21 protein-coding genes and 1 pseudogene are annotated in these 18,630 nt (G+C 52.9%); 12 read left to right on the top strand and 10 right to left on the bottom strand.

The annotated features are described in order from the left end of the window. Nucleotides 1-61: 61 nt before the first annotated feature. From ACZ5BW_RS05885 to gpmA, 3 genes are all read right to left on the bottom strand, one after another. Nucleotides 62-1,525, bottom strand: a complete 1,464-nt coding sequence (locus tag ACZ5BW_RS05885; RefSeq protein WP_464543339.1) for a S41 family peptidase — start codon at nt 1,523-1,525, stop codon at nt 62-64. Nucleotides 1,526-1,561: 36 nt separating this feature from the next. Next, nucleotides 1,562-2,836, bottom strand: coding sequence for a murein hydrolase activator EnvC family protein (locus tag ACZ5BW_RS05890; RefSeq protein ID WP_464543340.1), 1,275 nt, complete (start codon nt 2,834-2,836; stop codon nt 1,562-1,564). A 143-nt stretch (nt 2,837-2,979) separates the two neighbouring features. Then, a complete protein-coding gene (gpmA, locus tag ACZ5BW_RS05895) occupies nt 2,980-3,735 on the bottom strand; it encodes a 2,3-diphosphoglycerate-dependent phosphoglycerate mutase (RefSeq protein ID WP_464543341.1) in 756 nt (251 codons plus the stop codon). A gap of 380 nt (nt 3,736-4,115) precedes the next feature. Between gpmA and ACZ5BW_RS05900 the strand changes: the two genes are divergently transcribed. The 5 genes from ACZ5BW_RS05900 (at nt 4,116) to ACZ5BW_RS05920 (ending at nt 6,940) form a co-directional block, all read left to right on the top strand. After that, nucleotides 4,116-4,547: a rhodanese-like domain-containing protein gene (locus tag ACZ5BW_RS05900; RefSeq protein ID WP_464543342.1), complete on the top strand. Its 432-nt coding sequence runs from the start codon at nt 4,116-4,118 to the stop codon at nt 4,545-4,547. Next, entirely contained in the window at nt 4,544-4,813 is a 270-nt protein-coding gene (gene grxC / locus ACZ5BW_RS05905; protein ID WP_464543343.1) for a glutaredoxin 3, read from the top strand. Before ACZ5BW_RS05900 ends, grxC begins: the two co-directional genes overlap by 4 nt. Before the next feature lie 153 nt (nt 4,814-4,966). After that, nucleotides 4,967-5,446, top strand: a complete 480-nt coding sequence (gene secB / locus ACZ5BW_RS05910; protein WP_464543344.1) for a protein-export chaperone SecB — start codon at nt 4,967-4,969, stop codon at nt 5,444-5,446. A 7-nt stretch (nt 5,447-5,453) separates the two neighbouring features. Further along, nucleotides 5,454-5,942, top strand: coding sequence for an SH3 domain-containing protein (locus ACZ5BW_RS05915; protein WP_464543345.1), 489 nt, complete (start codon nt 5,454-5,456; stop codon nt 5,940-5,942). Then, nucleotides 5,939-6,940: an NAD(P)H-dependent glycerol-3-phosphate dehydrogenase gene (locus ACZ5BW_RS05920; protein ID WP_464543346.1), complete on the top strand. Its 1,002-nt coding sequence runs from the start codon at nt 5,939-5,941 to the stop codon at nt 6,938-6,940. Before ACZ5BW_RS05915 ends, ACZ5BW_RS05920 begins: the two co-directional genes overlap by 4 nt. A gap of 48 nt (nt 6,941-6,988) precedes the next feature. Here the strand turns inward: ACZ5BW_RS05920 and trmL are convergent, their stop codons facing one another. The 3 genes and pseudogenes from trmL to ACZ5BW_RS05935 form a co-directional block, all read right to left on the bottom strand. Next, entirely contained in the window at nt 6,989-7,450 is a 462-nt protein-coding gene (gene trmL, locus ACZ5BW_RS05925) for a tRNA (uridine(34)/cytosine(34)/5-carboxymethylaminomethyluridine(34)-2'-O)-methyltransferase TrmL (RefSeq protein WP_464543347.1), read from the bottom strand. Between the two features lie 22 nt (nt 7,451-7,472). After that, entirely contained in the window at nt 7,473-7,949 is a 477-nt protein-coding gene (locus tag ACZ5BW_RS05930; RefSeq protein ID WP_464543660.1) for a ComF family protein, read from the bottom strand. Between the two features lie 96 nt (nt 7,950-8,045). Continuing rightward, nucleotides 8,046-8,144: pseudogene (locus tag ACZ5BW_RS05935) on the bottom strand (double zinc ribbon domain-containing protein); the annotation flags it as partial. A gap of 178 nt (nt 8,145-8,322) precedes the next feature. Between ACZ5BW_RS05935 and bioB the strand changes: the two are divergent. The 5 genes from bioB (at nt 8,323) to bioD (ending at nt 13,109) form a co-directional block, all read left to right on the top strand. Next, the gene (bioB, locus tag ACZ5BW_RS05940) at nt 8,323-9,351 is read left to right on the top strand and encodes a biotin synthase BioB (RefSeq protein WP_464543348.1); all 1,029 of its coding nucleotides are present in this window, start codon (nt 8,323-8,325) and stop codon (nt 9,349-9,351) included. A 74-nt stretch (nt 9,352-9,425) separates the two neighbouring features. Beyond that, nucleotides 9,426-10,616 (top strand): 8-amino-7-oxononanoate synthase, encoded by a 1,191-nt coding sequence (bioF, locus tag ACZ5BW_RS05945; RefSeq protein WP_464543349.1) that lies wholly within the window; start codon nt 9,426-9,428, stop codon nt 10,614-10,616. 84 nt (nt 10,617-10,700) lie between these two features. Further along, on the top strand, nt 10,701-11,501 hold the full coding sequence (gene bioH / locus ACZ5BW_RS05950; RefSeq protein WP_464543350.1) for a pimeloyl-ACP methyl ester esterase BioH: 801 nt from the start codon (nt 10,701-10,703) through the stop codon (nt 11,499-11,501). After that, nucleotides 11,488-12,411: a malonyl-ACP O-methyltransferase BioC gene (bioC, locus tag ACZ5BW_RS05955; RefSeq protein WP_464543351.1), complete on the top strand. Its 924-nt coding sequence runs from the start codon at nt 11,488-11,490 to the stop codon at nt 12,409-12,411. The genes bioH and bioC overlap by 14 nt, the downstream gene beginning before the upstream one ends. Before the next feature lie 14 nt (nt 12,412-12,425). Beyond that, nucleotides 12,426-13,109, top strand: coding sequence for a dethiobiotin synthase (bioD, locus tag ACZ5BW_RS05960; protein ID WP_464543352.1), 684 nt, complete (start codon nt 12,426-12,428; stop codon nt 13,107-13,109). An 85-nt stretch (nt 13,110-13,194) separates the two neighbouring features. Here bioD and ACZ5BW_RS05965 read toward each other — a convergent pair whose 3' ends face one another. Further along, nucleotides 13,195-13,599 carry a phage holin family protein gene (locus tag ACZ5BW_RS05965; protein WP_464543353.1) on the bottom strand — a complete coding sequence of 135 codons (405 nt, stop codon included), beginning with the start codon at nt 13,597-13,599 and terminating at the stop codon, nt 13,195-13,197. A 468-nt stretch (nt 13,600-14,067) separates the two neighbouring features. Here ACZ5BW_RS05965 and ACZ5BW_RS05970 point away from each other — a divergent pair, with 468 nt between their 5' ends. Both ACZ5BW_RS05970 and ACZ5BW_RS05975 read left to right on the top strand, forming a co-directional pair. After that, on the top strand, nt 14,068-16,365 hold the full coding sequence (locus ACZ5BW_RS05970) for a GGDEF/EAL domain-containing response regulator (RefSeq protein ID WP_464543354.1): 2,298 nt from the start codon (nt 14,068-14,070) through the stop codon (nt 16,363-16,365). 268 nt (nt 16,366-16,633) lie between these two features. After that, complete coding sequence (locus ACZ5BW_RS05975; RefSeq protein ID WP_464543662.1) at nt 16,634-17,401, top strand: MBL fold metallo-hydrolase; 768 nt, start codon at nt 16,634-16,636, stop codon at nt 17,399-17,401. 108 nt (nt 17,402-17,509) lie between these two features. On the opposite strand, the gene ACZ5BW_RS05980 is transcribed toward ACZ5BW_RS05975, so the two are convergent. The 3 genes from ACZ5BW_RS05980 to ACZ5BW_RS05990 form a co-directional block, all read right to left on the bottom strand. Further along, nucleotides 17,510-17,692, bottom strand: a complete 183-nt coding sequence (locus ACZ5BW_RS05980; RefSeq protein ID WP_464543355.1) for a hypothetical protein — start codon at nt 17,690-17,692, stop codon at nt 17,510-17,512. A 228-nt stretch (nt 17,693-17,920) separates the two neighbouring features. Then, complete coding sequence (locus ACZ5BW_RS05985; protein ID WP_464543356.1) at nt 17,921-18,235, bottom strand: hypothetical protein; 315 nt, start codon at nt 18,233-18,235, stop codon at nt 17,921-17,923. A 154-nt stretch (nt 18,236-18,389) separates the two neighbouring features. Continuing rightward, nucleotides 18,390-18,599 (bottom strand): hypothetical protein, encoded by a 210-nt coding sequence (locus tag ACZ5BW_RS05990; RefSeq protein WP_113066760.1) that lies wholly within the window; start codon nt 18,597-18,599, stop codon nt 18,390-18,392. Between the last annotated feature and the right edge of the window lie 31 nt (nt 18,600-18,630).

The following is an 18,630-nucleotide window of genomic DNA, read 5'->3' on the forward strand; positions in this document are numbered from 1 at the left end:
AGCGGAAGAATTATGGCATTTCGCCTCGATTCTTTCGCTGCCTTATGTTCAGGCAGTTACCTCAGTTTTCTACTTTTGCAGTTGCCCGCTTGCCTGAGTTTTCCTTAATATAGCTGATCGCCTGAACCAGCAGCAGATCATCGCTGGAGCCGAATTCAGCAGGTGACTCACGCTTCTTGCTCTTGTCTTCTTCGTTCTCGGGCTTGGCCGGCTTGACTCCCGGCTTCGGCGCCACCTTCGCTTCCGGCACTACCTTCGCTTCCGGCGCTACCTTCGCTTCCGTCTCCCGTTTCGACTCCTCCGCCTTGCCATTGGATAGATGACGATCGAGATCAGCTTCACGCAGGCGCTCGACTTCATCCTTTGCCAACTCGTCCATGACATCAGGCGTAATTCCCTTGGCCTGGATGGATTGCCCATTTGGCGTATAGTACCGCGCCGTGGTCAATTTGATGGCTGTGTTGTTCCCCAGCGGTAAAATGGTTTGCACCGAACCTTTACCGAAGGTTTGCGTTCCCATCACGATCGACCGTTTATGATCCTGCAATGCGCCGGCGACGATTTCCGAGGCTGAAGCCGAGCCGCCATTTACGAGTGTCACCATCGGTACTGTCTTGATACCCGGTGGGAGCCGCTTGACATAGTTGTTCTTCGTATCGCGCAGATAGAACTCAGGACTGGCCTTGAGTTTCATCTTCGCATCTTCGCTACGGCCATCCGTATAGACAACCAGAGAATCCTCCGGTAAAAAGGCCGCAGATACTGCCACTGCTCCGTTCAGCAGGCCGCCCGGGTCATTACGCAGGTCCAGCACCAGTCCCTTCATCGATCCGGCGCTTTCCTTGAAAAGCTTATCTATCGCTTTTGCCAGATTTTCCCCTGTCTGTTCCTGAAACTGGGTGATACGAATATACCCATAGCCGGGCTCGATCATTTTCGACTTCACGCTTTGTATCCTGATGACGGCGCGAACCAGCGGGAACACAATCGGCTTGGTCTCACCCTTGCGTGCGACGGTAAGGGTAATAGGAGTATCAGGCTTGCCGCGCATGCGCTTGATGGCATCGGTAAGCGAGAGCCCCTTGACTGCCGTATCGTCCAGCTTGATGATAAGATCTCCCGGTTTTATCCCGGCGCGGAAAGCAGGTGTATCCTCTATAGGAGAAATGACCTTGACAAACCCGTCTTCCATGCTCACTTCGATGCCCAGACCACCGAACTCACCCTGCGTGCCAATCTGCAGCTCCTTGAACGCATCTGCATCCAGATAGGCGGAATGGGGATCAAGGCCTGTCAGCATGCCATTGATGGCTTCGGTGATGAGCTTCTTGTCTTCTACCGGTTCGACGTAATCATTTTTTATCCGGCCGAACACTTCTGTGAAGGCGCGAAGTTCCTCCACCGGAAGGGGATGCAGGACCCCCTGCGGTTCCTTATCGGCAACAGCAGAAAAATTGAGGCTCAGCATCACGCCGGCGATTGCACCGAAAATGACGAGGCCGAACTGCCGCATTTTGTCGCCCATTAAATATTCTCCAAACAAGTCAAATTGTTGCTTAGATCATTTTATTCTGACCCAGTTCAAAGGGTCAAACGGTTTGCCCTGATGGCGCAATTCAAAGTATAGGCCGGTATCGGAATTTCCACTGCTATTGCCTACTGTGGCTATCGTCTCTCCGGCATTGATCACGTCTCCCACCCGCTTATGAACCGCTTCATTATTTCCATAAAGACTCATATAGCTGTCGCCGTGGTCCAGAATCATCAGATTGCCGAACCCTCTGAGCCAGTCGGCGAATACGACGCGTCCATTTGCAACCGCCTTCACACTCTCGCCACCAGCGGCGCGGATGAACAACCCTTTCCAGGTAACGCCACCATCTGCACGTGGACTCCCGAAGCGGTTTGCAAGTTCCCCGCGCACTGGTGAATTCAGGTGGCCGCGGAGGGAGGAGAAGGACGTTCCATTCGTGAATGGCATCGCATTCTCCGATGAATCGGGGGAACTGCTGTTGCTGGCAGGAGCAGGGGGGGCGCCTGGCTCGGAAGGTTTTTCAGATGCTTCGAATTTCTTTTTCTTCGCAAGCATCCTGGTAAGTTTTTCCACCAGCCTGGTGAGACGGTCTTCATTGCGCCTGAGCCGGTTGATTTCGCGCCGCTGCTCTTCGGCTTGCAGTGATATTTCTGCCAGAAGCTTCGCATGACCGTCTTTTTGTTGTTCGAGCTGTACTTTCTGCTCGGCGTGCCGTGCGTGCACACCCGAGATCTCCGCACTTTTTTCCCGGCTGGCGTGGCTGAGCGTTTCGAGCCTCTGAAGATTCGCACGCAGGTCATCGATACCTTCCTTGCGAGCGCGTGAGAAATATTCGTAGTAGTGGAGATTGCGGGCTATTTCATTGGGATTCCGCTGACTCAGCAAGAGACTCAAGTACTCTTTTCGTCCACCTCCGGCGATATAGAGCCCGTAAAGCAGGTTCCTCAACTGCAATTGCTGCGCTGCTATTTCCTTCTTGATCTGGGCGGACTGTGCTTTCAGTTGGCCAAGCTTGCTGTTCGCCGCACGCCGCTGCCTGGCGAGTTCCGTAAGCCGCCGGTTAGCGGCGTCGATCGCTTTTTCCGATTCACGCAGCGCACCCGCCGCTTCGGATCGGTATCCTTCCGTATCCGTGAGTTCCTTTTCCAGCGTCTCGATCTTGTTTCTCAGTTGTTTCAGTTCTTCACTATCGGATGTCTCCGCAGCCACAGGGGCTTGCCAGATTAACAGCGCGCAGACAGGGATAAGCGTGCGGCAGACCTTGAGCCAGGGATGAATACGGATTGAGGCTGAAATTTTCAAACGTATCGAGCGTGAGCAGATCCTACGCCATCGAGCAGTGGGAGGAGAAGGAAAAGGCAGCCGGATCAGAAGTCAGAGAGTATGCGTATAAAGAACGGGCACGGCAAGCACGACAACAGGAAAAACAGAGATTAAACCAAAAGTTAAGGGTTGGGCAGAATTTTTCCCTGATTTGCGACAACCTGCATGGCCTGCTCGATTTTTGCCTGGTCTCCGAGGTAATAGCTGCGGATCGGTTTCAGGCTATCGTCAAGCTCATATACGAGCGGAATGCCGGTCGGAATATTGAGCTCCATGATTTCCTGTTCGGAAAGGTTGTCAAGATACATGACCAGGGCTCGCAGCGAATTTCCGTGCGCGGTGATGAGCACGCTTTTGTCACTTTTGACTTGGGGGGCAATGCTTTCACACCAGTAGGGCAAAAACCGTGACACGGTATCCTGCAGGCACTCGGTAAGGGGAATATCCTGCTTTGGCAAATTCCGGTAGCGAGGGTCGGATCCGGGATAACGGGGATCATCGGGAGTGAGCGCAGGCGGGCGAATATCGTAACTTCGCCGCCAGATCAATACCTGTTCTTCACCATATTCAACTGCTGTTTCAAGTTTGTTCAGGCCTTGCAACGCGCCATAATGACGTTCATTCAGCCGCCATGATAATTCGACGGGAATCCACATCTGATCCATTTCATCCAGCACGATCCATAATGTGCGAATGGCACGTTTCAGTACCGAAGTGTAGGCGATATCGAAAGTGAATCCGGCTTCCCGCAACAGGCGTCCGGAATTGCGGGCCTCCTCCACTCCTTTTGGAGTCAAGTCCACGTCCGTCCAGCCCGTAAAGCGATTCTCCTTGTTCCAGGTGCTTTCTCCATGTCGCAGGAGAACGAGTTTTTTCATGTTCTTGAGCAGATAATATTTTCCGCGATGGGAAAACTTTAAATTTTACCGTATTTTCGACACTACCGCAGCAGCCAGACCAACTGACCAGATCCCACAAGGAGTGGTTAGGGCAGTGGTTGGGGCAAGTAGTTGGCGCATCGGAATATCTTGATTCAGGCCACCGGCAGGATGCTTTATAGGACGCCCGCATCTTTGCCTTGCCCGGGATTCTTTCACACATGCTCTGGGGCGCAGCCGCCGCGCGAAACAAAGACTGAAAAAGGAGTGAAGCGCGAGAATTCCGCACACCTTCTGTCTCTGATAGAATAATCGGTTACGAAAGTCAAGGAAACCAGAGACGGAAACCAGAGACTAAAGGGATTTTTAGGAGACTTGGTGTGTCATCATTCTTTCAGAATAACATTGCATTTTTTCAGAATAACATTACGTTGATTGTTGCTGCGGTGGCGAGCGGTATCCTGCTGTTATGGCCGCTGGTTTCGCGTCGCGGCAAAGAAGTGGATACGATGGCAGCGGTGCAGCTCATCAATTATAAGGACGCGCTGGTCCTGGATGTGCGCGAAGGCAGTGAGTATGAGTCGGGGCACGTTTCCAATTCAAAGCATATTCCGGCCGACAAGCTCGAGCAGCGATTGCAGGAGTTGGATAAGTTCAAGGACAAGCCGGTGATATTAATCCATCGTGGGGGGGCTAATACCACCGGCAAGGCGGGTTTCCTTCTGCGAGGCCAGGGTTTTCAGCACGTGTACAACCTTGCGGGTGGTTTCGATGCCTGGCAGCAGGCCAATTTGCCGGTAGTAAAAAAATGAGCGAGGGGCCTGCAAAGGTATTGATGTACTCCACCGGTTTCTGCCCGTATTGCGTCATGGCGGAACGGTTGTTGCGAGCCAGGGGCGTGGAGGAAATAGAAAAGATACGGGTGGATCTTGAACCCGCACGCCGGGTGGAGATGATGGAGAAAACCGGACGCCGCACGGTTCCCCAGATCTATATTGGTGATACGCATGTAGGCGGTTACGACGATCTGGCGAAGCTCGACCGCAGTGAAGGGCTGGCAAAGCTCCTCGCAACGTGAGTTGCCTCTCGAAAAGGGCGGGGCAGTGAGGAGGAGTGCAGCAAGTTTGAGCAGGATGGGAACACCTTTTTGTGAACAGTTTTTATTTCCGGGGGTTATGATTCGGATTAATGTTCACCTGATTCACAGTTTTATCATTCTTTGGAATTCGACATGAGCAACGAGCAGCAGCAACCGGTTTTCAGCATCGAAAAGGTCTATGTCAAGGATCTTTCTGTTGAAATACCAAACGCGCCCAGAATATACCTGGAGCGCGAGACGCCTGAAGTGAACATCCAGCTGCACAGCAAGAGCGAGCGCATCGATGAAACCTTGTATGAAGTCGTGTTGACAACGACCGTCACCGCAAAGGTCAAGGACAAGACGATGTTTCTGGTGGAGATACAGCAAGGTGGTGTTTTTCAGATTCGTCATGTCCCGGAAGCTGAAATGGAGCTTGTGCTCGGTATTGCATGCCCAAATATTCTCTTCCCCTACCTGCGCGAGGCGGTTTCGGATACTGTGACGCGCGCGGGATTTCATCCGGTCATTTTGAATCCAGTGAACTTCGAGGCACTTTACTATCAGAGAAAGCAGCAGGCGGAGAATTCGGCAGCGCCGCAGACTCCAGAGACACAGCAAATCACGCATTAAAATAAAAATGGGGCTTGTGCGCGTTTCATCGCTGAAAATATCATCCTCGCTGGGCCGGGGGCTGGTCATTCTCGGAATGGCGATGTCGATGTTTCCATCGCTCGCCATTGCGGCGCTGGAGTTTTATTCGATCAATGACACCGTCGCAATAATGTATGACGCGCCGTCACTCAAGGCGGGGAAGTTATATGTGGCCAGCCGGAATCTGCCAGTTGAGGCTATTGTAAAAGTCGACGGATGGGTAAAGGTTCGCGACAGTGAGGGAGCGCTTGCCTGGGTAGAAGAAAAAGCCCTGAGTGAGAAGCGCTATATCATCGTTACTTCGCCGCTGGCAGACGTCTATCAGGTGGCAACTACCAATTCGCCCCTGATGTTCCAGGTACAGCAAGGTGTAATCCTGGAGTGGCTTGAGCCCCCGGCCAACGGATGGGTGAGGGTGCGACACCGTGACGGTCAAACCGGGTACGTCAGGACCAGCCAGGTCTGGGGCTCATGAGAATAGCGGTGATGGGAGCCGGCGCATGGGGCACCGCGCTGGCTCTCAGCCTTTGTGCAAGCACCGCCTCTTCCCACCAGGTGACATTGTGGACCCGCAGGCGCCAGCATCTGGCTGATCTCGTTTCACAGCGTATCAATCGCCGCTATTTTCCCGCTTTTCCTTTACCGGCATCGTTACGGTTGACCGCAGGGCTCGAAGAGGCTGTCGAGGACGCCGACCTCGCCCTGATCGTTGTGCCGGTTTCGGGTTTGCGCGAGACTTTACGGGAAATTGCAGCAAGCGGCAAAAAGGTCCCTGTAATTTGGGGATGCAAGGGATTTGAATCGCAATCGGCAAAGCTACCTCACCAGGTGGCCGAGGAGGAATATGCCGGAGAAGCGCCATATGGCGTCCTATCAGGACCGAGTTTTGCACTTGAAGTCGCGAAAGGCTTGCCCGCGGCCCTGACTCTGGCCTCCGAGGATGAGGAATTCGCACGAGAGGTTGCCGCGCAATTGCACGCTCCGCGGCTGCGCGTTTATTCCTGTACCGATGTAGTGGGTGTGGAAACGGGTGGCGCAGTCAAGAACGTCATATCGATTGCCGCAGGTATTTGCGACGGTATGGGGTTCGGGTACAACGCCCGCGCGGCCTTGATCACCCGGGGCCTGGCGGAAATTACCCGATTGGGTTTAAAACTGGGGGGACGTATGGAAACCTTCCTGGGTTTGACCGGGGTGGGTGATCTGATACTGACCTGCACAGGGGATTTGTCGCGCAATCGCCGGGTTGGACTGGCACTTGCAGCGGGCCGCTCCCTGCCCGACATTCTGCAGGAACTGGGGCATATCGCCGAAGGCGTCCACACAGCCCGGGAAGTATTGCGATTAAGTCACCTGATGGGCATTGAAATGCCGATCACAAAGGGTGTGTGCAGTATATTGGATGACGGTGTTCCGGCTGGACAGGCGGTAGAAGCGCTGCTCAATCGTGAACCGAAATCAGAAATCTATTGAGCGGATCAAAAGCCAATAGAGAAGACAGTACACCCAACTCATCCAGCACTATGCGAATTCCATCTGGCGCCACGCCTCATAGACTATCACCGCAACGGCATTCGACAGGTTGAGACTGCGGCTTCCCGCTGCCATCGGTACGCGAAGGCGGTGCTGCTCAGGGAAATTTTCCAGCAGATCAGCTGGCAGGCCGCGGCTTTCAGGGCCGAAAAGAAAGGCATCGCCAGGCGAATAGGTAACAAGGTCATAGCGTTGTTTTCCTTTGGTGGAAATCGCAAAAAAGCGTCTGCTCCTGTCCCCGAGTTCGTCCATACATTCCACCCAGTCTGCATGCACGCTGATACTGGCAAATTCGTGGTAATCCAGTCCGGCACGAAGCAGTTGTTTGTCTTCCAGCGTAAAGCCGAGGGGCTTGACCAGATGTAAGCGAGCGCCTGTATTGGCGCACAGGCGAATGATATTGCCGGTATTGGGTGGAATCTCGGGCTGATACAGAATTACATCGAACATATCGATTCTGTCTTACATGTTTTTATGGAGTGCCGGGAAGCGTGCGTGCGACTACCCACGCGCTGATATGAACCGCGCCGCATTTACGCAATACCCTCGCCAGTTCGTTCAACGTTGCGCCCGTGGTCATTACATCATCGACGATGGCAATACGCTTTCCGTTTAATTTTCCCTCGCAGTCAAATGCGTCTCGAATATTTTTTTCCCGCTCCTTCCATGGAAGTCCAGTCTGGGAAGCTGTATCCCTGACGCGACGGCATAGCGCGGGCAGCAGGGGAACGCCCGATTTTTTCGATATCCGCCGGGCGATCTCAATGGCCTGGTTGAAACCGCGTTCCCGCAATCGTGCCGGGTGTAATGGCATCGGAATGATGAAATCCGGTAATACAGCCTTGTCGATCTGCGCCAAAAGCAAATCTGCCAGTACCGGCGCCAGGGCAAGATTAGTCCGGTATTTGAGCGAGTGGAGAAGCGCATCGATCGGAAAGGCATAATTCACGGCGGCGAGCGTACGATCAAAGGCCGGAGGATGAGCAAGGCAAGCACCGCAGACGAGGGCTTTCTCCGTCGGTAACGCACAGGCCGGGCAATGCTGCGATGAAAGATGAGGCAGGCTGTTCCGGCAAGGCGCGCAAAGGTCTTCAGTAGCGACACTTCCACAGAGGAGGCAGTTTCTCCCGAATAACGACTGCACTATTTTTGATCGATAGTTCAAAAAAACCCAGGAAAAAATTGACAACAATGGCGCAATTTGTGATTATGCCATTCGCTACTGAAGACGAGGCGGGAAAATGAGAGCCATTTGGCTTTCATTTCGTCTGTCGTGAACAGGGGTTCAGACAAATCGATTGCCAAACATTGAAGGATAGGGTATGAGCCAATCAGCTTCCGGTGTCGTTGACATGGAAACGCCCTCGGGCGAAGCGGTCGACAATTTCGCTGACAAACTTTCCAGCATCGGCACTGATTTTCGGCGCTGGGACGTTCGTCGCATCGAAGCGCTGCTCGATCTGCCGTTCAGCGATCTGATTCATCGGGCGCAACAGGTTCACCGTCAACATCACGATCCCAATGCGGTCCAGCTTTCCACACTGATTTCTGTCAAGACCGGGGGTTGTCCCGAGGATTGCGGATATTGTCCGCAGGCAGCGCGCTATCATACGAATGTGGAAAATCAGGACATGCTAACGGTTGAAGATGTGGTAGCAGCAGCGGCAGCCGCCAAAGCGCAGGGGGCTACGCGGTTTTGCATGGGCGCAGCATGGCGCGGTCCCAGGGAGCGGGATATGAAAAGCGTGGTGGAAATGGTGAGGGCTGTAAAAGCGTTGGGACTCGAGGCGTGCACGACGTTAGGCATGTTGAAGCCAGGGCAGGCGGAACAGCTTCAAGAGGCGGGTCTGGACTATTACAACCATAATCTCGATACATCACCCGAATTTTACGGGGAGATCATTACCACCCGCGATTACGAGGACCGGCTCGACACCTTGCAAAAGGTTCGTCATGCGGGTATCAATGTGTGTTGTGGAGGCATTGTGGGCATGGGTGAATCACGCCGCGCCCGCGCCGGACTAATCGCCCAGTTGGCCAATCTCGATCCTTATCCGGAATCCGTTCCCATCAACCATCTGGTGCAGGTCGAAGGCACGCCCCTTCACGGGACAGAAGCTCTGGATCCTCTGGAATTCGTGCGCACGATTGCAGCTGCGCGCATTACAATGCCGAAGGCAATGGTAAGGCTATCAGCCGGAAGGAGAGAAATGCCGGATGTAGTGCAGGCGCTGTGTTTTCTCGCTGGCGCCAATTCCATTTTTTACGGCGATAAACTGCTTACTACCGGCAATCCTGAAGCGGAACGGGATAAAGCGTTATTTGACAAGCTGGGGCTGCATTCCATATAGCGGCTTTTCACCTCGATCTCCTTTATTTTCCACTATCCTGTGGCAAATGATCTTATCGGGCAACCTCTGCTCGTATGCTCAACGACTCGGATTCAATCTATCAACCGGGTGAAGACCTGCGCGAATACCTGCGCAGCCGTGAAAACCGGAGCCTGTATCGTTACCGCCTGACACTTGAGAGCCCTCAGGCCCCTCGGGTTACGGTAAGCGGTCGTGAATACCTGGCATTTTGCAGTAACGATTATCTCGGCCTTGCCAATCATCCCGAACTGATTGCAGCGCTTTGCGAAGGCGCGACGCAGTATGGTGTTGGAGCAGGTGCATCACATCTCGTCAGCGGCCATTCGCGGGCACATCATCTGCTGGAGGAAGCGCTGGCCTCCTTTACCCGGCTACCCCGGGCATTGTTGTTTTCCACGGGATACATGGCAAACGCAGGCGTAGTAACAGCGTTGACCGACCGGGGTGACGCCATATTCGCAGACAAACTCAATCATGCATCGCTCAACGATGCGGCGCTTCTCTCGCACGCGAGGTTGAGTCGTTATCCACATCTGGATCTGGCTGTTCTGGAGCGGCAGCTTGCTGCATCTCAGGCCAGGCGGAAACTCGTGGTATCGGATGCGGTATTCAGCATGGATGGAGATGTCGTGCCGCTTCCAGGCTTGCTGGGGTTGTGTGAAAGATACGACGCCTGGCTGTTGCTCGATGATGCGCATGGGTTCGGGGTGTTGGGCGACCAGGGGAAGGGGATCCTGGCGCACTTCAATATCAGTTCGCCGCGCATTATCTACATGGGAACACTCGGCAAAGCGGCAGGTGTATTTGGGGCTTTCGTAGCCGCCCAGGGAGAAATCATCGAAATGCTCATTCAGTGTGCGCGAAGCTACATCTATACCACTGCCACTCCGCCGTTCCTGTCTCATGCCTTGCTGAAAAGCCTGGAACTGATTGCAGGCGGTGCGTGGCGACGTGAAAAACTGGCGCGGCTCATCAGGCTGCTCAAGCAGGAATGCCGTTCCCTGCCCTGGAAACTGCTTCCGTCGGATACTCCCATCCAGCCGCTGATCATGGGAGAGAATGCCAAGGCTCTGCAGGTCAGCGAAGCGTTGCGCCAGAAAGGTATTCTGGTAACCGCCATTCGACCGCCTACCGTGCCCGAGGGGACAGCGCGCTTGCGCATCTCGTTATCCAGTTCACATGATATAGAGGATGTCGTGCAACTGGGCGCAGCATTGCGGGAAATCGACCGGGATATGGAATGACTATGGAATGACTGAGCACCTTTACACCGGATATGGCACTCGCCTTGTAAGGGCGGAGCTCGCGGATACAGTGCAGAATGGTGGATGGGCCAGGTGAGCCTTTACGTTGAATGTCTTGGTGAAGGCCCCGATCTCGTTCTGCTGCATGGGTGGGCCATGCATAGCGGAATGTGGGGGGAAGTCCCGCAATTTCTGGCGCAGCATTTCCGCGTGCATCTCATCGACTTGCCAGGCCATGGGTTCAGTCGGCCCGCCTCCCTTTATGAAACGGGAGAAAAAACCGATGTCGGCGAGTGCATGGTCGAGAGGGTGGTGGAGGTTCTGCCTCCCGACTGTGTAATTTGTGGATGGTCGCTGGGCGGCCAACTCGCAATCGAACTCGCATTGCGCGAGCCGGCGCGCGTGAAGAAAATCGTATTAACTTCCACCACGCCCAGCTTCGTCAAACGCGAGGACTGGCAATGGGGAATGGAGGAATTGACATTGAAGGCGTTTGCAGAAAATCTCAAACGAGACTTCAGCACCACCATGAAGCGATTTCTTACCCTGCAGGTGAATGGAGGGGGAGATGCCGGGAAGGTATTGCCCGAGATGCGAAGACTTTTGTTCGAGCGCAGTGTGCCGGAGCCGGAAGCATTGGAAGCGGGGTTACAGATCGTGCTTGCGAACGACCTTCGCCGAAAGCTGCGAAACGTCGTTCAACCCGCTTTGCTGATACACGGTGAGAACGACGTCATTGCCTATCCCGAGGCAGCGGGATGGATGAAGCAGCAGTTTCAGGATGCGGAGCTAGTCATGCTACCGGATTGCAGTCATGTGCCGTTCCTGTCCTATCCCGATAAATTCGTTGCGAATATCGTTCGCTTCACAGATGAGTTCAAATGAGTCCGCAGTGAATCACGACCATTTCATCGATAAGCGCCGGGTGCGTAAGGCGTTCGAACGGGCTGCACCCTTATATGATCAGGCCGCAATTCTCCAGCGCGAAGTGTGCGACCGGATGTTGTCCCGCCTTGAATACATCAAATATACGCCTGATGTTGTTCTCGATGCGGGAAGCGGCACCGGCTATGGCACGCGTAAACTGCTTGAACGCTATCCGGATGCATCCATGCTTGCCATCGATATTGCACCGGGAATGCACTGGCAGGCTCGACATCGAGTGAATTCCACAATCCCGCGCTGGCGCCAGCTGCTCGGGATGGGCCATAAACAGGGGACAAACCGGATCCGCTATGTCGCAGGTGATATCGAACAACTACCGTTGAAAGATTCCTGCACCGGTCTCGCTTGGTCCAACCTGGCACTGCAATGGTGCAATGATCTCAAAAAAACCTTTGACGAGATACGGCGTATCCTGCAAACCGGCGGCTTGTTCATGTTCAGCACTTTCGGGCCCGATACGCTGAAAGAGTTGCGGCAGGCTTTTCGCCAGGCGGATGATTACAGTCACGTCAATCGCTTTACGGACATGCACGACATTGGCGACATGCTGGTGCATAGCGGCTTTGCAACTCCGGTTATGGATATGGAATATATTACGCTGACCTATGATGAAGTAATCGATGTGATGCGCGATCTCAAAGCCATCGGCGCCCATAACGCCACTGGAGCGCGGCTCCGCGGCCTGACCGGAAAAAATGCGTGGCAAAAAGCTATCGGCCATTACGAGACACTACGTACAGGGGGAAAATTGCCAGCGACTTTTGAAGTGGTATATGGGCATGCTTGGAAGCCAGCCCCTCGAACATCCATTCTTACACCGGAAACACGCCACCACATCGGTTTGGAATAAGGATATTTCGTTTTATGGGAATGGGAAACGGGTATTTCGTCACCGGGACAGATACCGGCGTGGGTAAAACGCGCGTGAGCTGCGCCCTGCTGCATGCCTTTGCTGCCGCGGGAAAAACTGCGGTGGGCATGAAGCCTGTTGCAGCCGGATGCGAAAACGGGACGTGGCCTGATGTCGAATTACTGGCTGCGGCAAGCAGCGTTTCCGTGGAACGCGAGCATATCAATCCTTATGCGCTTGTTCCTCCGATTGCTCCACACATTGCTGCAGGCAGGGCAGGCGTTGAAATCGATCTCGAAGTCATTCGTCAGGCACACCTTGAGCTGAGAAAAAAAGCGGATGTCGTGATCGTGGAAGGAGCAGGAGGATTTCTCGTCCCATTGAACGACCATGAGGACAGCGCCGCGCTGGTGCAGGCTTTGGGTCTACCGGTCCTGCTGGTGGTCGGGATGCGGCTTGGCTGTATCAACCACGCACTGTTGACGGCCCATGCCGTTCGAGCAGCCCAAGTTCCGCTGGCGGGATGGGTGGCAAACCGGATTGATCCCGAAATGGCGGTTTTCGAGGAGAACGTACTGGCCCTGGAGCGACGGCTTGATTGTCCATTGCTTGGTGTATTGCCTTACGATCAGAGTCATGATGCCAGGGATTTGTCGCTCTTGCTGGATATTGCAAGAATCGGGATGATGGGCTCCTGACTAATACAAAAATGCATCCCACGAGGATCTGCGCAGAGTCTTTATCAATATACGAGAGTGAGGCGCGAACTTTGGTTTATTGCCCTCAGATCATCACGCCTTTTTGCTGAGTGGGCATCTCAAAATAATTCTTTTCGGATTGAAATACCATCGTGCCGATGAACAGGCTGACAACCGTGACAACGATACTTGCAAAAAAGGCAGTCCAGAATCCAGAAATCCTGAATCCGGACACGAGTGCCGATACCAGCATCATCATAAGGGCATTGATAACCAGCAAAAAAAAGCCAAAGGTGATCAATGTCAGCGGGATGGTCAGAATGATGATGACTGGTTTCACGACAGCATTGACCAGGCCCAGCAGCAAAGCGGATATGAACAGAGATTTTTTACTGCTGAATGAAATCCCATGAAACATCAGGCTCGCTATCCATAGCGAGAGCGATGTGACGCCCCAATGAGCCAGAAATGCCATCATGTTATCCAGCATTTTTCAGTCCTGATTTCCGGGGTCATATTTAATTGGTATATTAGCAGCTACCGCCAGGTGAGCGCAGGGAGTTTGGCATGATAGTACATTTGCCTTCAGGGGTATCGGTAAATTTTACAGCGATTTGACTGTCGTTTGGAAAGAACGGCTCGTCAGGCGAGGCCAAGGGGATGGCACAGATTCTGCTTATTTTTAAAGTGCGGCATTTCGGTGTCGGTTCTGATGTATTGCGAGTCCTGCGGTATTTGTCCTGTGGTCCAGCTTCCACAGATGTTGTAGGGTGGCGTGAACAGGACTATGATGCGGCGTCTTCGCCCCACATAAGGGCTAAATCCGGGCAATCAATCCGGCGTGCAAGCGGACGAGCGATGCTATATGCAAAGCAACAGATCGGGTTGAGAATCGGAACAAAAATTTATTAGCCATGGACGGCGCCAGCGTTAAACAAGTATTAAAACGGAAAATTCGATGACGTCTTCTGCCGATATTCTTAATGCCCGGATTTTAGTGGTCGACGACCGGAAAGGTAATGTCGATCTCCTTCACGGCATGCTTTCGAGCGCGGGCTACACTTCAATCGCCTGCACCATGAACCCCTGGGAAGTGTGCGATCTTCATCGCGCCAATCGGTACGATCTCATTCTCCTCGATCTGATGATGCCGGGAATGGATGGATTCCAGGTGATGGAATGTTTGAGAGAAATAGAAGCGCAAATAGAATCGGAAGCAGGATATGAAAGCGGGTTTCAGGTTGAATCTCAAGGTGAGCGTTCTGCTCTTCCCGTCCTGGTAATCACTGCCCAGCCGCAGCATAAGGAGAGAGCCTTGCAGGCAGGCGCAAAAGGTTTTATTACCAAGCCTTTTGACCGTCTGCAAATGCTGACCCATATTCACGACGTGCTTGAAATCAGGCAATTGCAGAAAAAGCTGCAGAAATTTGCTGTGCGCAGTGAAGTCGTGCCAGGAGAGAAAATTTTTCCCTGGGAAACTGGAGATTTGTTTGATCAGCTTGCGGGCAATCTTCCCCAGGTCTTCTGGATCTGGGATGTCCATGACAAAACCTTTCGCTATATTAATCCTGAGTGGGAGAAAATGACGGGGCAGCAGGTTAGCCAGGGAGATAAGCTGGAAACGATTTTCGAACCTGTGCATCCGGAAGACATGGAACGTGTCCTGCGCGAAGCGGCAGATCTGCCGCTCGGGGGCGTGGACCATGATTACCGCTTGCTATTACCAGACATGTCGATACGCTGGGTCCACTCGCGCACTTTCCCGATCAAGGATTCAACCGGCGTGCATCGAATCGTGGGTGTAATGGATGACATCACCCAGCGCAAGCAGACTGATCAGCAGTTGCTGCAGGTTTCCCATTATGACGCGCTCACGCATCTTCCCAACCGCGTCCTGTTCTATGAGTCACTCCGCAAGGTAATCAAACAATCTGAAATGAATCACCGGATCGTTTCAGTACTGTTTCTCGATATTGATAACTTCAAAAATATAAATGACACGCTGGGTTTCGTGCTGGGAGATGAACTGCTGCGTGAGTTCAGTCTTCGCTTGCTGGAATGCTTGCGTGTAACTGATATCATCGCGCGCATCGGAGGAGATGAATTCGGTTGCATTCTTGTCAGCGCTGACGGTTTGGGGAATGCGGGCGTGGTTGCAAGCAAGATCAGGGAAGCATTGCGCCAACCCTTCGATTTACAGGGTCACCAGGTCACGGTAACAGCGAGCATTGGAATCAGTGTGTACCCGATAGATTCGATCGATGCCGATACGCTCGTAAAAAATGGAGATACTGCGATGTACCGGTCGAAGACGGCAGGCAGAGACACCTACCGCTTCTTTACGCCGGAAATGAATGTCCGCGCAATCGAGAAACTCGACCAGGAAAATGCTTTGCGGAAGGCGCTCGATCGGGATGAGTTTGTCTTGCATTATCAGCCGAAGGTGGATCTTTCCAGCGGATGGGTCACCGGCATGGAAGCCCTCCTGAGATGGAAACGGCCCGAACATGGCGTGGTGGGGCCGCTGGAATTCATTCCGGCACTCGAACAGACCGGGTTGATAACCCAGGTGGGCGCCTGGGTTATCGAGAGCGTATGCAGGCAGATTGCGGAGTGGCGGCATGCGGGGATAGGAGAAATCCCGGTTTCGGTTAATGTCTCGGGAAGACAATTTTCGCGGAGCACCTTGAATCAGGATGTTATTCGGGCAACTCAGGCCAACGGCATCCAGCCCGCATTGCTCGAATTCGAATTGCAGACGGAAAGAGCATTGCGGGAAAACAGCATCGATTCCGATCTGCTGGAACTGGAACTGACGGAAAGCTCTTTGATGACGCATGCAAAAAAGACAGTAAGTATTCTGCAGAGGTTGAAGGTGCTCGGAATCCAGATCTCGATCGACGATTTCGGAACCGGTTATTCAAGCCTGTCATATGTAAAACGGTTTCCAATAGATGTGCTGAAGATCGACCGTTCTTTTATCCAGGAGATCACTACAAATTCCGCCGATGCCGCCATTACGACTGCAATCATCGATATGGCGCATAGCCTTCATGTGAGAGTGGTAGCGGAGGGTGTGGAAACTGCCGAACAATTTGATTTTCTGAAAGAAAGAGGCTGCGACGAAGTGCAGGGTTTCTACTTTTCACCTCCGCTCCCGGCAAACGAAATATCCCAATTGTTGTTGAGCGGAAATCGTCGGCTTAAACCAGCTCCATGCCGGCCCAATGCCGGCGAATCTGCCTGTAATCCTTGATCTCCACACCTGGGCGGCTGGCAGATTCTTCCACCACTTCCCCCTGAAATGATTTGTTCAGTAGTTCCTTCATCTGCATTGAATGTGCTGTGACGATCGCTGATCGCCGCCACCCCCAAGCCGAGCGCAAGGAGAAAAGAAGAAGGGGAGTAATAAATTCAGGATCAGGACGGAGAGCATTACTGTTGGGACTCTGGAACGGGTAAAATATGTACCTGTTGCTTCCTGTCACTTTTTTTGTCTCTCATAATTTCTCTTGTTCATGAGCATGCGCTTTGCCTGCTTGGGAAGTGGTTCGCAGGGCAACGCTCTGATAATCGAAGCAGGGAACACCCGGTTGTTGCTGGATTGTGGTTTTACGCTCCGGGAAACCGTTATTCGCCTCGCCCGGCTTGGTCTCGAACCGGACACGATAGATGCGGTTGTCGTAACCCATGAGCATGGCGATCATATTTGCGGTGTTGCCCGGTTTGCACGCAAGTTTGGCATCCCTGTCTGGTTGACACATGGCACGTTGCGCAGTGCGGGGAAAGCGTTCGGGAAACTGCCAGGAGTCAATATCATAGAGGGTTACCAGCGTTTTTCCATCGGGGACATTGGGGTAGAACCTTACCCGGTCCCCCATGATGCACAGGAACCTGCGCAATTCGTGTTTGGAAACGGTTCGCTGCGATTGGGCGTATTGACTGATACAGGTTGCTCGACTCCCCATATCGAAGCGGTCCTGAGTGACTGTGACGCTCTTGTGCTGGAATGCAACCATGATGCCCGGATGCTGGCAAACAGCGACTATCCGGAAAGCCTGAAGCGAAGGGTGGGAGGGCGTTTCGGTCATCTTGAGAATGCTGCTTCGGCAAGTCTTCTCGCCAGACTCAATTGCAACCGCCTGCAGCATATCATAGCAGCCCATTTGAGCCAGAAGAACAATACACCTATGCTTGTGCAGGGAATACTGAGCGATGCTTTAAACTGCGAAGCAGCCTGGATTGGCGTAGCCACCCAGAGCGAGGGCTTTGGATGGCGCCAGTTGTTCTGACAGGAACAGCAAAAATCAGAAGCAGCAAAACAACAAAAATAAAACCAATAATACAATAAAAAGCCGTCCTGGGACGGCTTTGTTCATTACGTTAAAAAGCGTTTTACTTTACTTGTCAGCTTCGCCGGAAGAAGTATCGGATCCGGCAACAGGCTGATCCGGGGTTGAGGATTCTTGCGACATGATTTTCGCGTGGTTTTCCTTTTCCTGCTCAGGAAGCGCCTGGTTCGGCTTGCCACAAGCAGTCATTGTCAGCACTACTGTGGCAGCCAGGAGCGAGAGTCTTATCATTTATTCCTTCTTGATAGTCGATTATGAAATCAACATTCTACATCGGAATGCTTTTGTGCTTCAAGAGACAAGGAGAATAAGGAGGATAGGATCGCTGATGAGCGGTGCGGGGAGGTAGCAGGTCATCAGGCAAGTGCTGTTCGCCTGCTCCTGTCATCCGGGGATATAGACTATTTGGGGCAAAAAAAACCACCCGAAAGGATGGTTTTTTTTGCCTGGTATCTAGGCTTAGTGCCCTGCCGGTATTGCGCTTTGTCCCTCTGGCAAAGGATTGCCGTTGCCGTCGAGTTTATGCCCAGGGAGAACAGCCTCGCCGGAATATTCATCATCCGGACTTGTGCCAGCGGCCGAAGCGGTTGACTCACCGGCTGGAGCTGCTGAAGTCTTGTCGCCACCAGCGCCACGCTCTTGATCCAGAGTAGTACCCTCTTGAGTCCGGGTTCCATACGATGTCGAATTCGCAGGCAAAGCCTGTTCCGGTCTTTTGCATGCAGAAAGAGCAAGTGCTGCCATCAAAGCGGCGGCGAGAAGTGAAAGTTTCATTGTCGAGCGTCCTTAATAAAATGAAATAGGTATGACGAGAATCGTATTATATAGTAAAAAATTTCCATTCAATCGAAATTTCCTACCTCTTGAAGCACTGAGTTCGCAGGTTGCACTTATCGACGACTGATGAAAATTGCCTTTTTATTTTCCGTTATTGTGCCGGAGCTTCCTGCTTGGTATCACCACCGGCAGGTGCTGGTGCATTGCCAGCAGGTTCTTCTTTATCAAGTTCGCTGAAATCGGGCGCTGAGTCGCGTTCGGCCATTGCCGAGGGAGGCGGTTTATCCATAGGATGTTTTTTGTATTCGCAAGCGGACAGCATAACTGCCGCCAAGACAATGGCAAGGAGTGAGTATTTCATTATTCAATCATCCTATAGAGTACAAAAACGA

It is taken from the genome of Nitrosospira sp. TNL300 (assembly GCF_055385915.1).

Coding starts and splice junctions, on each gene's coding strand:
- trmL (WP_464543347.1), bottom strand. CDS start 7,450: ATGTTCGATGTAATTCTGTATCAGCCCGAGATTCCACCCAATACCGGC.
- secB (WP_464543344.1), top strand. CDS start 4,967: ATGAGCAACGAGCAGCAGCAACCGGTTTTCAGCATCGAAAAGGTCTAT.
- ACZ5BW_RS05985 (WP_464543356.1), bottom strand. CDS start 18,235: ATGAAACTTTCACTTCTCGCCGCCGCTTTGATGGCAGCACTTGCTCTT.
- ACZ5BW_RS05970 (WP_464543354.1), top strand. CDS start 14,068: ATGACGTCTTCTGCCGATATTCTTAATGCCCGGATTTTAGTGGTCGAC.
- bioD (WP_464543352.1), top strand. CDS start 12,426: ATGGGAATGGGAAACGGGTATTTCGTCACCGGGACAGATACCGGCGTG.
- ACZ5BW_RS05975 (WP_464543662.1), top strand. CDS start 16,634: ATGCGCTTTGCCTGCTTGGGAAGTGGTTCGCAGGGCAACGCTCTGATA.
- bioH (WP_464543350.1), top strand. CDS start 10,701: ATGGGCCAGGTGAGCCTTTACGTTGAATGTCTTGGTGAAGGCCCCGAT.
- grxC (WP_464543343.1), top strand. CDS start 4,544: ATGAGCGAGGGGCCTGCAAAGGTATTGATGTACTCCACCGGTTTCTGC.
- ACZ5BW_RS05885 (WP_464543339.1), bottom strand. CDS start 1,525: ATGGGCGACAAAATGCGGCAGTTCGGCCTCGTCATTTTCGGTGCAATC.
- ACZ5BW_RS05915 (WP_464543345.1), top strand. CDS start 5,454: ATGGGGCTTGTGCGCGTTTCATCGCTGAAAATATCATCCTCGCTGGGC.
- gpmA (WP_464543341.1), bottom strand. CDS start 3,735: ATGAAAAAACTCGTTCTCCTGCGACATGGAGAAAGCACCTGGAACAAG.
- ACZ5BW_RS05990 (WP_113066760.1), bottom strand. CDS start 18,599: ATGAAATACTCACTCCTTGCCATTGTCTTGGCGGCAGTTATGCTGTCC.
- bioF (WP_464543349.1), top strand. CDS start 9,426: ATGCTCAACGACTCGGATTCAATCTATCAACCGGGTGAAGACCTGCGC.
- ACZ5BW_RS05965 (WP_464543353.1), bottom strand. CDS start 13,599: ATGCTGGATAACATGATGGCATTTCTGGCTCATTGGGGCGTCACATCG.
- ACZ5BW_RS05980 (WP_464543355.1), bottom strand. CDS start 17,692: ATGATAAGACTCTCGCTCCTGGCTGCCACAGTAGTGCTGACAATGACT.
- bioC (WP_464543351.1), top strand. CDS start 11,488: ATGAGTTCAAATGAGTCCGCAGTGAATCACGACCATTTCATCGATAAG.
- ACZ5BW_RS05920 (WP_464543346.1), top strand. CDS start 5,939: ATGAGAATAGCGGTGATGGGAGCCGGCGCATGGGGCACCGCGCTGGCT.
- bioB (WP_464543348.1), top strand. CDS start 8,323: ATGAGCCAATCAGCTTCCGGTGTCGTTGACATGGAAACGCCCTCGGGC.